The organism is Klebsiella quasivariicola (assembly GCF_002269255.1).
GTDB classification, from domain to species: Bacteria; Pseudomonadota; Gammaproteobacteria; order Enterobacterales; family Enterobacteriaceae; genus Klebsiella; species Klebsiella quasivariicola.
In genome coordinates this window covers 1,656,678-1,670,368 of the sequence record NZ_CP022823.1, presented here as the reverse complement: position 1 = coordinate 1,670,368, position 13,691 = coordinate 1,656,678, and the positions used below count along the sequence as shown (strand labels likewise).

Genomic DNA, 13,691 nt, shown 5'->3' with positions numbered 1-13,691 from the left:
TGCCGTCAATAGCTCGCTTTCTCCTGCGGCCGGGCGCTGGCCGATTTAAACATCGCCAGCCGGCGGTCCAGCGCCTGGGTATACAGCATGGTATCCACCCCGACGGCGACGAAGTTGGCCCCCCAGGCAAGACATTTTTCCGCCATCGCCGGGTCGACCGCCAGAAATCCGGCCGCTTTCCCCGCCGCGCGAATGCGCCGGATGCTCTGCTCGATCACCCGCTGCACCTCCGGATGGCCGGCATCGTCCGGATGGCCCAGCGAAGCGGAGAGATCGGCCGGACCGATAAACACCCCGTCAATGCCCTCCACCTCGAGAATAGCATCCAGATTCTCCAGCGCGGTTCGGCTCTCGACCTGAATCAGCAGACAGAGTTCGTCATTCGCCTCCGCCATATAATTCTCCACCCTGCCCCAGCGCGCCGCTCTCGCCACGCCGGCGCCAACGCCGCGGCTCCCGACGGGAGGGTAACGGGTCGCCGACACCACCTCCCGCGCCTGCTCGGCGGTATCGACCATCGGCACCAGCAACGTTCTGGCGCCAATATCCAGCACCTGTTTTATCAGGCTGCGGTTGCCCTCGACCGGACGAATGACCGGCTGACTGGCATAGGGGGCAATCGCCTGCAGCTGATGATAAAGGTCCTGAATAGTGTTCGGCGCATGTTCGCCGTCGATCAGCAGCCAGTCGTATCCCGAGGTCGCGGCGATCTCCGCCATGTAAGAGGAAGTCGAGCTTAACCACAGGCCGATTTGCGTCTCGCCGCGTAATAATCCCCGTTTGAAGGGGTTAGATAACAGTGCGTTCATCGCGATTCCTTTAATTAATGCTGTACGCTGCCGCGCTGGGGTACCGCGCGGGTGAGGCTTAATGAGAAGATGATAATCACCCCGACGATAGCGACGCCGGCCAGGGTTAACAGTCCGGCGGCGCTACTGGCGAACAGGGTTTCGGCCTGCACGCGCACGATCGGCGCCAGAAAGCCGCCGATGGCGCCAAACAGGTTAACGAAGCCAATCCCGGCGGCCAGCGCCGTGCCGGACAGCAGCTGCGTCGGCATCGTCCAGAAGACCGGCTGCACGGCAATGACACCAACCGCCGCCACACACAGCGCGATGATAGCCAGCACCGGCGCCACCAGCCCGGACACCGCAATCCCAACCGCCGCCGCCAGCAGCGTCAGCGCGGCAATATTGCGCCGCTCGCCGGTGCGATCGGAGTAGCGAGGGATAAGCCAGGTGCCGAACAGCGCCGCCACCCAAGGAATAGCCGTCACCACCGAGGCAACGAAGCCGACTTTGGTGCCCAGCAGCGCAGCGACCTGAGTGGGCAGGAAGAAAATCAGGCCATAGACCGCCACCTGTATGGTCAGGTAAATCAGCGCCAGCTGCCAGACCCGCCCGTTACGCAGCGCATCGGACAGGCGCGAGGCGATCTTTTTCTCCTCCTCACGCGCCAGCTCGCCGATCAGCACTTGTTTTTCCTCAGCGCTCAGGAAGCGAGCTTGCTGCGGCGAGTCGTCCAGCCAGAAGAAGGTGAACGCTCCCGCGGCGATAGCGAGCAGGCCTTCAATGACAAACATCCAGAACCAGCCGGGGTGGCCCATTAACCCATGCATCTCCAGCAGGGCGCCGGATAAAGGCGATCCCAGCGTCAGGGCCAGCGGCGCCCCCATATAAAACAGCCCCATGATGCTGGCGCGGTTTTGCTGGGGAAACCACTGTGAGGTGAGGTAGATCATCCCGGGAAAGAAACCCGCCTCCGCCGCACCAAGCAGGGTACGCACCAGAAGAAATTTCGCTTCGCTGTCCGCCCAGGCCATTGCCGCCGACAGCACGCCCCACAGCAGAGTGGTGCAGCCGATCCATTTTCTGGCGCCAAATTTACGCATCAGCAGATTGGCCGGTACCCCGAGAAAGGCGTAGACCACAAAGAAAATACCGGCCCCCAGGGCGTAGGCTTCATTGCTGAGCCCGGTATCAAGCTGATACGTCTCCTTGGCAAAACCGATATTGGAGCGGTCAAGAAACGCCAGCACATACAGGGCCAGCATAAAGGGGATTAAGCGAGCGCGGTTTTTCTTAACCACGCTCTCCAGCAGAGAGTTGCTCATCATATTATCCTCAGGCGTGGGCCGCCGGGCGGCCCGGGGGATCAGTGTTGATAAGGACGCTTCAGGTTGCAGTCGCGATTGAGCTCGACGCCAAAGCCGGGTTTATCCAGGACCGATTTATGAATGCGCCCTTGCTCCGGCACTGGCTCGCCGAGCAGGATCGGGTCAAACTGCGGACGCAGCGTGGCGCAGTCCGGACTGGTCATCAGAAACTCGCTGAACGGTGTGTTGGTGAAGGTGATCACCGCATGATGCGAGTAAACCGACGAGCCGTGGGGCACCACCAGCTGCCCGCGCGCTTTGGCGATGGCCGCGATCTCCACCAGGGTGGTTAAGCCGCCGCACCAGCCAACGTCGGGCTGCATAATATCGATACCGGTCTCCGACAGGGTGCGGAAGGACTGCAGCGTACCGTGGTGCTCGCCGCTGGTTACCATCATCCCGGCTGGGGCCTGACGCTTCAGCTCACGATAGCCTTCATACTGCTGCGGCGGCAGGCACTCTTCGATCCATTTGAGGTTGTAAGGCGCGCAGGCATGGGCAAGTTTGGTGGCGTAATTAACGTCCTGGCTCATCCAGCAGTCCAGCATTAACCAGAAATCCGGACCGCATTTTTCACGCATATCCGCCACCATGGCGACGTCTTTGCGGATCCCGGCATCGCCATCGTGCGGTCCCCAGTGGGTAGGCATTTTACCGCCGATAAAGCCCATCTCCTGCGCCAGGTCCGGACGGGCGCCAGTGGCATAGAACTGGATTTCGTCGCGCACTGCCCCGCCCAGCAGTTTGTAGACCGGCAGGCCAACCACTTTACCGAACAGATCCCACAGCGCCAGGTCGACACAGGAGAGGGTATTCATCACCAGGCCGCCGGATCCCGCATAGTAGAGGGTGGCGTTAAGCATCTGGTCATGGATCAGTTTGATATCGCTGATGCATTTGCCTTCGATAAAGCGATTGAGATGTTTTTCCACGATAAAACAGCCCATCTCACCGGCCGTCGACACCGCAAAGCCGGTCTGTCCATTCTCAGCTTCCACCTCCACAATCAACGTGCCCAGCACGTTGATACCAAATGACTGGCGGGACTGCTCATACTGTTTATATTTGCTCATCGGGGTGGCGATATGATCGTCAATCCAGTGGTTAGCCCCCTGATCGTGATAATCGCCACCGCCGGCGCCCTGCTCTGCTGTGGCGCCGCCGATGAACCAGGCACGGACGTGTTTAATTTTCGGTAGGGTCATGATGTTCTCCTTATGATGAGGCGAGTTGTTCGAAGGGGCTTTTCCACCCCAGCAGACGTGAAATATCTTTCGCGCAGGCAATCGCCTTACCGGCCAGATAATCGCGATTGTCTTCATTGATTTGCAGACGGGTGCCCACCACCGAGATGGCGGCGGTCAGGTCGTTATTGGCGTTAAACACCGGCGCGGCGACGCAGCGCACATCCGGATAGTCCTCACCATTATCAAAGCTCCAGCCTCGGGCGCGGATCCGCCCCAGCTCTTCCCGCAACTGTTGAGCATCGGTGATGGTCGTTGGCGTGGCCCGCTCCCACTGCAGGTCGTCGATAATCGACGCCTGAACGCTGGCGGGCTGCCAGGCCAGCAAACATTTGCCGATCCCGGAGCGGTAAAGCGACAGGCTCTTACCTTCATGCGAACGCACGCTAATGGTGGCGGGAGACTCAATTTTCAGAATGTAGTAGGCGTTACCCTGATCGATGATGCCCAGATGGCAAAGCAGGCCGCACTCATCCATCAGCCGGGTGAGGCGTGGACGCGCCAGCTCGCGCAGGTCCATTTTGCTCAACGCCTGCCCGGCCAGCTCCACCAGCTTGGTCCACAGGCAGTAGTTATCCTGATTATCCATACTGATGAAGCGCTGTTTTTTTAGCTCGCCCAGCAGCAGATAAACCGTGCTTTTCGGGATCCCCAGTTCGGCAATGATGGTGGCTGCGCTGCAGGGACCAATGCGGCTGATTAAATTGAGGATCTCAATGGCGCGGGTCAGCGCCGGGACTTTTGTTGATTCCAACATACTGGACTCCAATCCTGAATACTGGAATCAGTGTTGCGATTGTGCGGGCGGTAAAGTGTGAGCGATATCGCGAGGCAATCGTTTTCCCGTATGCTGGACCGTGCGCAGCAGGAAAATGCGACTTAACGCACAGAATTTTTTCAGGAGAGTACAACAGGCTGGACAACCGGCGCTCCGGGGATGACGGTGCGCCGGGGAAATGACTTACAGCGAGAGGGAATCCACCACGTTAATCCAACCATGTTCGCTGGCCAGCGGTTGACCCTTCAGCCAGCGACGCAGCATATTCAAAGCCATCATGGCGCAGACTTCCTGGCGCACCGCCAGGCTATGGCGGGTGACGCTAAACTTCACCCGCAGCGCGAAGGTACCGTCCGGGGTGGCCAGGGCCACGTTGAGATGATCGTTCTCCTGGCCGCTCACCGCCAGAGCCAGACCGGCAAAATGGTTTATTCGCCGCTCAGCCGTCCAGCGGGCCGCCTGCGCCAGCGTCTCCTCCTGCGCCGGGACCACTTCGCTGGCCAGCAGCGGCGCACCGGCGCGGGACAGCTGGAGCGCCAGCAGGCCGCCGGTAAACTGCTCGCTGAGCGTCAGGCTCAGCTGCCGCTCCTGCAGACAGCGGGCGATCTGCGCCGGTAACCCTTCCGTACCTTCGAAAATCAGGCTGTCGCCAGCCACCTTGCGGACCTCTGGCCACAGGGCCAGCATGGCGTCGCGCTGGTCGGCCGGTCCGGTCAGCTTCAGTTCAATAATCGGCATCGACGAGCGGTAACCCATCACCACGCCCGGGGGCAGCGTCAGCGGATTAAGACTTTGCGCCAGCTCGCTCTCCGAGCGGCCAAAGGTGGTCAAACGCAGGCATACCGGCGGGTCCGGCAGCGTAAAGCGCTGGCGCAGACGCGGTAAAATCTCCTGCTCGACCATCACCTTAAATTCAGAAGGTACACCGGGGGTGAAAAACATCAGGCAGCGGTTGAGCTGAACGGCAAAGCCACAGGCCGTGCCGACCGGGTTATTGATCATCTCGGCGCTGGCGGGGATTTCCGCCTGCTTACGGTTGCTTTCCGCCATCGGCCGTCCGCGCTCGGCAAAGAAACGGGTCATCGTCTCCAGCCACTCGGGGTGCAAAATTAGCCCTTCGCCTTTTGCCGTGGCGGCGGCCAGCGCGCTCAGGTCGTCGCTGGTTGGGCCGAGGCCGCCGTTAACGATCAGCACATCCGCCTGTTCGCTGCGTTCGCGCAGAATCGCCACCAGCGCATCGAGATCGTCGCCAACGGTATTGCGGCGCGTTAACGGTAAACCCTGATTAAAAAAGAAATCCGCCAGCCATGCCGCATTGGTATCAACGATTTGACCATGCAACACTTCATCGCCAGTGGACAGCATTTCCACATTCAACATTGCTCACTCCTTGCCTGCCAGGTGAGAAATACTATAACGCAAAGCGGGATGCTGACGAGGAGGAAAATCAGGCGCGGCAAGAAGATACCGCGCCGGAGGGGATTAGAAGCTGGCGCTGGCGCCGATGTATGGGCCGTCGGCGATGGTGTTATCGCGGTTGCCATCTTTGCCCGCCAGGTTCAGATAGCGATAGCCTGCCTGGATGCTGAGCGGACGCATGATAGTCCAGCTGGCGCCGACGTTAGCTTCCTGATAGCTGTCAATGCCGCTGGAGAGGGAATCCGGAGAGTAGTAGTAGTCGCCGTACAGGCGGAAGCTGTCGCCGATTTTCCACTGCAGGCCACCGCCAACCGCGGCCGCATAGCCTTCATCGCCCTGTTTCGGGTTAGTGTATACGCCTTTACCGCCCACGGTCGCAAGGAACGGCCCCAGCGGAATATTCAGACCCAGGCCTAAACCCGCGGCATCGCCGTCGTTATCGCTGTGCAGCCAGTTACCGGAAACAGCCAGACCGGTAGACTCCGTGCCGAAGCCGACGCCAAGGTTGGTGTAATGCTCGCCTGCTTCGCCGGTAACGCTGATCGCATGGGCCGCGGAAGAAACCAGCATGACGCCAGCCAGCGCCATGAAAATGCTTTTTTTCATTATTTACTCTATCCAGAAAATTAAAATCAAAGAAGTCCCGAAAAAACCTGAAAATTCTACTGCGCACCCGTCAGGAATCAATGACCTGGCGAAATGATTTTTCACAAGAGTGTAACCAGTTGCGTTTTTTTACGGCATCGGGCGTTGCCAGAATAACGAACCGCCCATTCAGCGCCATGAATATTCATGGTTAATATGATTAACGCTGGTACATTGACGAAAAAAGAGAACTGACGCCGCATAATCGGCGCGACGCGGCGCGGGTGGAAAAGGAAATAATTAATGCTGCAGCAGAGCCAGGCGCTCAGGTGCCAGACCGGTCAGTTTCGCCACCAGGAGCAGGTCAAGCCCATTAGCGAGCATCGCCCGGGCGATACGTTCCGCGGTCTGCTGCTCACCCTGCTCGATACCCTGCTGTAGGCCTTGTTCGAGACCTTGTTCAAGACCTTGCTTTAACCCTTGCTGATGGCCGCGATCTTCCAGAAACTGGGCAATATTCATGAGCGTCTCCTTATGCGGCCGCCGGGGTACGCTTTGCGCAAGATGGCGCAAAAAAGCGACCGGATCGGCGGCGTTTCCTGCCTGTAACAGATAGTGCAGCAGCGTCTTTAGCTGCCTGCGGCTAGTGTATCCCAGAGCTAACAGGCTGACCAGTTGCTCGTGCAGGTCCATCATGTCGCGCTGGCGAATATGCTTCTGCAACAGCTCCAGCATCGCCACGCGCCGGTGGCGCATGATTTCATCGTCCGGGGTGGTAGTGATATCAATTAAGGGAAAATCTTCACCATAGATCCGCCGCGCGATATCCGGATCGGCAAAGCCTGCCAGCCAGCACATTGGGTAAGGCCAGGGAGAAATGCGACCATGATAAAACAGCAGCGGGATAACCAGCGGCAGCTGCGTATGCCCTTTATCCAGATGACGCTGCATCGCGGCTATCGCATAGCGCATCAGGCGAAATGCCATATGGCGATCCGCCGAGCTTTGATGCTCAATCAGCAGGTAGATATAGCCCTCTCCCGCCTGCGTTTGCAGCGAGTAAAGGATATCGGAATGACTCGCCCGTAGCTCATCGTCGATAAAGCTCCCGGATTCCAGCTGCAGCGTGTTCAGGTTACATAACGCGCGCAGCGGTGCGGGGAGGTGAATGTCCAGAAAATCCCTGGCCGTCGCCCGATGCGACAGCAGGTGTTTAAATACAGCGTCGTGGGGGGAATTCGTCGCCTTTTCCATGGCGGTGCTCCATGCCATCATTTTCGCTTAACGTAGCACTCAACAAGGCCCGAAATGTATTTCGCTTGCGGTTTACCGAGGCGGCTCGCAAACTATTTCATCAGCATACCGCCCATCCCCCTGAAGGAGAAAACCCATGCGCCAAAGGACGATTGTTTGCCCGCTTATTCAGAATGAAGGCCATTATCTGCTGTGTAAGATGGCCCCCGACCGCGGCGTTTTTCCCGGGCAATGGGCATTATCCGGCGGCGGCGTGGAGCCAGGGGAACGTATTGAAGAGGCGCTGCGGCGGGAAATTCGCGAAGAGCTCGGCGAAAAACTCATTCTCACCCATATCACGCCGTGGCGCTTTCGCGACGATATCCGCGTCAAAACCTACCCCGACGGGCATCAGGAAACGATCTACATGATCTATCTCATCTTCGACTGCGTCAGCGCCAATCGCGATGTGACGATCAACGAGGAGTTTGACGATTATGCCTGGGTGAAAACGGATGAACTGAAAAACTACGATCTCAATGCCGCCACCCGCGTTACTCTCAGCCTGAAAGGGCTACTTTAGTCCAGCATAACGCGTTCAACCCACCCGGCATGAGGCCGTGGGATAATGCGGGTGGCTACGATACGGTCGCATACGTCTGCTGCCTGACCCACTCGCGCAGCGCCCGGCGCGAAATTTTAATCCCGCCGTTCTTCAACGTTTCCGGCAGCCGCAGCCACTGGATCGGCTGCTGGAAACGCGCTAACCGTTCAGCGCTCCATGCCGCCAGCGAGCTCATCTCGCAGCACGCATCGCATTCCACCACCGCTACCGGGCGCTGGCCGTATTCCGCGTCATCCAGCGGCACGATAAACACCTGCTGTACTTGTGGGTGGGCAAGTATCACACGCTCGACCTCTTCTGGTTGAATACCTTCCCCACCGCTAAAAAAGAGATTATCCAGTCGCCCAACAACCGTCAGCCGACCATTGTGTAATTCCCCGCGATCGCGCGTCGCAAACCACCCTTCAGCGTTGGTTAATGGCAATAACTGACCGTCGCGCCAGTAACCCGCCGCCATACTCGACGCCCGCAGCCAGATCTCGCCAGCGACAATTTTCACCTCCCGCCCCGGCAACGACGCCCCCACATCCGGCGCGCCATCGGCCTCTTTGGCACAGACCGTGGAGGCAAACTCAGTCAGACCGTAGCCGCAAAATGTGCGTATCCCCTGCGCCCGCGCCCGTTCGGTCAATTCAACCGGGATCGCCGCGCCGCCAAGCAGTACCGCATTGAGCGTAACGCTGGCATCATCATTCAGCAGGCGCCACAGCTGAGTCGGTACCAGTGAAGCGTGGGTACAGCCCAGCAACGCTTGCTCCAGCGGCTGTTTATCACGCACCGTGAGCCGCGCGCCAGCCAGCAGCCAGCGCCACATAATCCCCTGGCCGGAGACATGGAACAGCGGCAGCGACAGCAGCCAGTCGTCCTCCCCGGCAAACGGCATCAGCGCCAGCACGCCAGCAGCGCTGGCCAGATGGGCGCTGGCGCTATGTACCGCCGCCTTCGGCAGGCCGGTTGAGCCGGAGGTCAAGGTCATCGATGCCAGCCGATCGCCATGCCAGCAAGCGGCATGCTCGCCCTCTGCCGCCTGCAGCGTTAACGCCGGTAAATCCCCCGGCAGCACATCGCCATTCAGCACCAGTTGATGCTGGACGGTTAACGCAGGCAGCAGTTCCTGCAGCAAGGCCGTAGGCAGCTGCGGATTAAGCGGCAGCACCCGCGCCCCGCACTGCAGCAGCGCCAGCCAGGCGAGCAGCGTCTCCGGCTGGTTGTAGGCCCGTAGCGCCACGCCCTGACCTTCCATTACGCCCTGCGCGGCAAAACCAGACGCCAGTGCGTCAATCCGCGCGCATAGCTCACGCCAGTTCAGCGCCTGGTCATTCAGGCGTAAGGCCTGCGTCTCACCGCGCCGCTGGCGCCAGTGGCGCCATGGCCAGTCGTTAAAAGTCACAGCAGCGGCTCCAGCCCATCAACGTTGATCAACGGCAGCGTGCTTTCCGGCCACGGCCGTACCAGCTGCGCCCCCATCAGTGACAGCGTATCCAGCCCGGGGATAGTCTGCGGCGTCAGCCAGGCGGCAACCCGCGCCAGCTGGGTTAACCCGAGGCTGGACTCGATCGACGAGCTGATCACCGCGCTCAGCCCCAGCGCATGCGCCGCGGCGACCTGTTGCTGAACCTTTTGCAAGCTGCCGGTCAGCGTCGGTTTGATCACCACTGCGCGCACGCCGGGCTCGGCGACAAAGCGGAAATCCGCCTCGCGCAGGCTTTCATCCCAGGCGATTGCGATCCCCGTCTCGCGGCTAAAGGCCCGCGAGTCCTCCCGCGTTTTGCAGGGTTCCTCAAGAAACGCAATGCGCTGACGATACGCCGGGTTAACGTATTTGGCAAACTGCTGCGCTTTAAGCGGCGTCCACGCCCGGTTGGCATCCAGCCGCAGCTGCAGGTCGGGGATTGCTTCCAGCAGCAGATTCACCACCATGCCGTCGCGTACCGCCTCCCACAGCCCCACTTTCACCTTAGCGACTTTCTCGCCGGGCATCGCCGCCAGCCTGGCGAACAGTTCATCCGGGTCGCCGGAACAGAGCGGCGCCGCGCGATAATCCGCCGCCTGCGGTAGTTCGCCGCCAAGCTCCGCCTGCGCGCAGCTAATACCAAAAGCGACGGAGGGCTGCATGGGAAGCGGCGGCTCGGCGCCGTCGCGCCAGGCCCGCGCCCACGCCAGCAGCGCCATTTGCGCCGCTTCCAGCGTTTCGTCACTGAATCCCGGCAGGGGAGAAATTTCCCCCCAGCCTTCGCGTTCCCCCTCCTGCAGGCGGATGAACAGCCCATCGCGGGTTTTTAACCGCCGCTCGCGCAGAACCACGCCCGCGTCCATCGGTATCTGCCAGCGGTAAACCTGCGAAACGCGCATTATGGATTCCGTTTAAATTTGCTGAAGTCTGGCTGACGTTTCTGGTTGAAGGCGTTACGTCCTTCCTGCCCTTCTTCCGTCATGTAGAACAGCATGGTGGCGTTACCCGCCAGCTCCTGCAGCCCGGCCTGGCCATCGCAGTCGGCGTTCAGCGCCGCTTTCAGGCAACGCAGCGCCATCGGGCTGTTTTGCAGCATTTCACGACACCAGCGCACGGTCTCTTTTTCCAGTTCTGCCAACGGGACCACGGTGTTCACCAGCCCCATATCCAGCGCCTGCTGGGCGTCGTACTGACGGCACAGGAACCAGATTTCGCGCGCTTTTTTCTGCCCGACGATCCGCGCCATATAGGAAGCGCCCCAGCCGCCATCGAAAGAGCCGACTTTCGGTCCGGTCTGGCCGAAGATGGCATTATCCGCCGCAATGGTCAGATCGCACATCATGTGCAGCACGTGGCCGCCGCCGATAGAGTAGCCGGCCACCATCGCCACCACCGGTTTCGGGCAGGTACGGATCTGGCGCTGGAAGTCGAGTACGTTAAGGTGGTGAACGCCGGAGTCGTCCTGATAGCCGCCGTAGTCGCCACGGACTTTCTGGTCACCGCCGGCGCAGAAGGCTTTCTCGCCTTCACCGGTCAGCACAATGACGCCGATATTATCGTCATAGCGCGCATCCGCCAGCGCCTGAATCATCTCCTTGACGGTCAGCGGGCGGAAGGCGTTGCGCACCTGCGGGCGATTGATGGTGATTTTGGCAATGCCGTCAGCCGATTTGTGATAGCGGATATCGGTGTAGCCTTCGGAACAATCGTGCCATTCAACGGGGGCATAGAGCATTGCTTCATCAAGAGAGATCATAAAATGTCCTTCAGTTAACTTGCCAGAATCTGCGCCAGACAGGCAATCACCGCCGCGGGATTGTCCCGGTGCGCGTTGTGTCCGGCATGGTGAATAAGATGGAGATCCGCCGCGAGCGCCTGGGCGATGGCGCAAAACTTTGCGTCGCGTTCGCCGCACAGGTAGTGAAAACAAAAATTGCGCGCCTGCAGAGAGGTGCGCAGATCGGCCTGCCGGGCAAGGGAGGTCGCCTCTAGCATCGCCGCCAGCGTCGCGCCGTTATTGCGGCTACGTAAGGCGACCAAAGACTCACGCTGCGCGGCATTCAGCGAAGCGAAGACCGGTTGCTGATACCAGTCGGTAAAGACCTGGGTTAACGGCTCGCGGCGGAGACGCGCCGCCCAGGCGCTGTCATTGCTGCGTCTCGCCTGCCGGGCCTCTTCATCCTGCAGGCCCGGATGTCCGCCCTCGACAATCAGCCCGCGCAGGCCCGCGCGCGGCTGGCAGGCAAAGTTCATCGCCACCCGGCCGCCCAGCGAGTAGCCGATCAGCCAATACTTATGTATGTTGTAACTATCAAGCGTAGCCTGCAGCAGGGCATTGACTGCGGAAAAATCCTGTACCGCGATATCCGCGGAGCCGCCGTGGCCCGGCAGATCCAGATACAGCCGCGGCCAGGCAGGAAAAGCGTCACCTACTTCCCGCCACTCATTGCGGTCACCGGAAAAACCGTGCAGGAACACCAACCAGGGATAGCCCGGCTGGCCGTTTTCGACAGTAGCGCTAAGGATCACAGGCGGCTTACCTGCGCCAGCAGTTGCTGGAGCGTCTGCGTGCCGTCGGTCTCATTGACCGCCAGCTCAATCACCGTCGCCCCGGCGCGGCGCCAGGCGCCGGCCAGCGCCTCATCCAGCGACTGCCAGTCATCAGGGCGATGATAGGCCAGGCCGAACATCGCCGCCGCGTGGCTAAAATCGACGTCCTGCGGCATTAAATAGAACTGCCGACGCTCGTCCTGCGGCGTCGGCAGCATGGAGAAGATCTGCCCACCGTTGTTGTTCACTACGATCAGCACCAGCGGCGCCGATACCTGACGCAGCAGGGCCAGCGAGTTGAGATCGTATAACGCCGACAGATCGCCGACGATCGCTAACGTCGGCCGCGCGCTGGCGCGCTGTACGCCGGCGGCAGTGGCGATCAAGCCATCAATCCCGCTGGCGCCGCGGTTGCTGTAGACCGGATACCCGGCCGGTAGTTGCCCCAGGGCGTCGATCAGGCGTACTACCAGGCTGTTGCCGACGAAAAGTTGCCCCTGCTCCGGTAGGTAGCGCCGAATACGCTGCGCCAGCTGCGCTTCGCCAAAAGGTTCGCTGCTGGCGACCGCGGCCTGCCACGCCTGGCGGGAGAGCTCAGGAATGTCCGTCGCCCACGGCTGGCGTTTCTCCGCCGGATGCAGTTCAAGCCAGCGCTCAACGCTTGAGAACAGACGACGACCGCGGTGCTGCGCCGGATCGAGGCGACCGGGCAGATTATCCACCAGCCAGTACTCATCCGGCTCACAGGTGGCCTGCCACTGCAGCACGCGTTTGCCGGTCAGGCTGCTGCCGAGCTGGACGATGATTTGCGCCTGCGCCAGCTCGCTGACCGCTTTGCCGTTACCCAGCCACAGATCGGCGCACGGCAGCGGCTGCCCGGTCTGCGACAGGACATCGCCGATCAGCGGCCAGCCGAGGGTCTGCGCCCATTCAGCCACTTTTTTACCTTCCGCGGCGCTCATCCTGCCCGCGACCACGACGCCGCGCTTTTGCCGCCAGAAGAACCAGTCGCGCTGTTTCTCACTCTCCATCTGCAGCGCCTGGCGCAGCCAGGGTTTATCGCTCTGCCACCAGTTACCGAGCTGCTGTTGCCACTCCAGCCCGGTATCGTCCATATCGCCATATAGCGGCTCAGCGAACGGGCAGTTAATATGCACCCCACCGGCGTGCAGCGCCCCCAGCGCCTGGTCAATGGTCGAGACCAGCCAGCGGGCGGAAATATCCTGTGAGGGACGCGGCAGGGAAATCGTCTGCGACGGATGGGAGGCAAACATCCCCGGCTGGCGGATGGCCTGGTTCGCGCCGCAGTCGATCAGCTCCGGCGGGCGGTCGGCGGTTAGCAGGATCAGCTTTTCCCCGGTGAGGCCCGCCTCAATCAGCGCCGGATAGAGGTTCGCAGTGGCAGTCCCGGAGGTAACAATCACCGCCACCGGCTGCCGGCTGGCCTTCGCCAGACCGAGCGCCAGGTGGCCGAGGCCGCGTTCGTCAAAATGGGTATGATGGATAAAGGCGCGGTTTTCCGCCGCCGCCAGGGTTAAGGGTGTCGAACGCGAGCCCGGCGCGATGCAGATATGCTGTACGCCGTGGCGCGTTAAAGCTTCCAGAATCACCGCCGCCCAGCGTCGGTTAAATGCGCTTACTGACATGAA

General features: G+C 60.7%; 13 protein-coding genes. 1 reads left to right on the top strand and 12 read right to left on the bottom strand.

Annotation, left to right across the window (positions count from 1 at the left end; genetic code table 11):
- Positions 1 to 5: 5 nt before the first annotated feature.
- The 7 genes from yfaU to B8P98_RS08505 form a co-directional block, all read right to left on the bottom strand.
- Positions 6 to 809 carry a 2-keto-3-deoxy-L-rhamnonate aldolase gene (gene yfaU / locus B8P98_RS08535; protein ID WP_080896915.1) on the bottom strand — a complete coding sequence of 268 codons (804 nt, stop codon included), beginning with the start codon at positions 807 to 809 and terminating at the stop codon, positions 6 to 8.
- 14 nt (positions 810 to 823) lie between these two features.
- A complete protein-coding gene (locus B8P98_RS08530) occupies positions 824 to 2,113 on the bottom strand; it encodes an MFS transporter (protein ID WP_025711596.1) in 1,290 nt (429 codons plus the stop codon).
- 41 nt (positions 2,114 to 2,154) lie between these two features.
- Entirely contained in the window at positions 2,155 to 3,360 is a 1,206-nt protein-coding gene (rhmD, locus tag B8P98_RS08525; RefSeq protein ID WP_095032874.1) for an L-rhamnonate dehydratase, read from the bottom strand.
- A gap of 10 nt (positions 3,361 to 3,370) precedes the next feature.
- Positions 3,371 to 4,156, bottom strand: a complete 786-nt coding sequence (locus B8P98_RS08520) for an IclR family transcriptional regulator (protein WP_008803963.1) — start codon at positions 4,154 to 4,156, stop codon at positions 3,371 to 3,373.
- A gap of 204 nt (positions 4,157 to 4,360) precedes the next feature.
- Entirely contained in the window at positions 4,361 to 5,557 is a 1,197-nt protein-coding gene (locus tag B8P98_RS08515) for a nicotinamide mononucleotide deamidase-related protein YfaY (protein ID WP_095032873.1), read from the bottom strand.
- Positions 5,558 to 5,659: 102 nt separating this feature from the next.
- On the bottom strand, positions 5,660 to 6,202 hold the full coding sequence (locus B8P98_RS08510) for a YfaZ family outer membrane protein (protein WP_004201712.1): 543 nt from the start codon (positions 6,200 to 6,202) through the stop codon (positions 5,660 to 5,662).
- A gap of 279 nt (positions 6,203 to 6,481) precedes the next feature.
- Entirely contained in the window at positions 6,482 to 7,435 is a 954-nt protein-coding gene (locus B8P98_RS08505; RefSeq protein ID WP_095032872.1) for an Rpn family recombination-promoting nuclease/putative transposase, read from the bottom strand.
- Between the two features lie 136 nt (positions 7,436 to 7,571).
- Between B8P98_RS08505 and nudI the strand changes: the two genes are divergently transcribed.
- Positions 7,572 to 7,997: a nucleoside triphosphatase NudI gene (nudI, locus tag B8P98_RS08500; RefSeq protein WP_025711592.1), complete on the top strand. Its 426-nt coding sequence runs from the start codon at positions 7,572 to 7,574 to the stop codon at positions 7,995 to 7,997.
- A 55-nt stretch (positions 7,998 to 8,052) separates the two neighbouring features.
- Here the strand turns inward: nudI and menE are convergent, their stop codons facing one another.
- Genes menE through menD form a run of 5 tightly spaced genes read right to left on the bottom strand, consistent with a single transcriptional unit; the run spans position 8,053 to position 13,688 of the window.
- Positions 8,053 to 9,429 (bottom strand): o-succinylbenzoate--CoA ligase, encoded by a 1,377-nt coding sequence (menE, locus tag B8P98_RS08495; protein ID WP_080924249.1) that lies wholly within the window; start codon positions 9,427 to 9,429, stop codon positions 8,053 to 8,055.
- On the bottom strand, positions 9,426 to 10,391 hold the full coding sequence (gene menC / locus B8P98_RS08490) for an o-succinylbenzoate synthase (RefSeq protein ID WP_080924250.1): 966 nt from the start codon (positions 10,389 to 10,391) through the stop codon (positions 9,426 to 9,428). Before menC ends, menE begins: the two co-directional genes overlap by 4 nt.
- The gene (menB, locus tag B8P98_RS08485) at positions 10,391 to 11,248 is read right to left on the bottom strand and encodes a 1,4-dihydroxy-2-naphthoyl-CoA synthase (RefSeq protein ID WP_008803957.1); all 858 of its coding nucleotides are present in this window, start codon (positions 11,246 to 11,248) and stop codon (positions 10,391 to 10,393) included. Before menB ends, menC begins: the two co-directional genes overlap by 1 nt.
- A gap of 14 nt (positions 11,249 to 11,262) precedes the next feature.
- Positions 11,263 to 12,021, bottom strand: a complete 759-nt coding sequence (menH, locus tag B8P98_RS08480) for a 2-succinyl-6-hydroxy-2,4-cyclohexadiene-1-carboxylate synthase (protein ID WP_025711587.1) — start codon at positions 12,019 to 12,021, stop codon at positions 11,263 to 11,265.
- Positions 12,018 to 13,688 (bottom strand): 2-succinyl-5-enolpyruvyl-6-hydroxy-3-cyclohexene-1-carboxylic-acid synthase, encoded by a 1,671-nt coding sequence (gene menD / locus B8P98_RS08475; RefSeq protein WP_025711586.1) that lies wholly within the window; start codon positions 13,686 to 13,688, stop codon positions 12,018 to 12,020. The genes menH and menD overlap by 4 nt, the downstream gene beginning before the upstream one ends.
- Between the last annotated feature and the right edge of the window lie 3 nt (positions 13,689 to 13,691).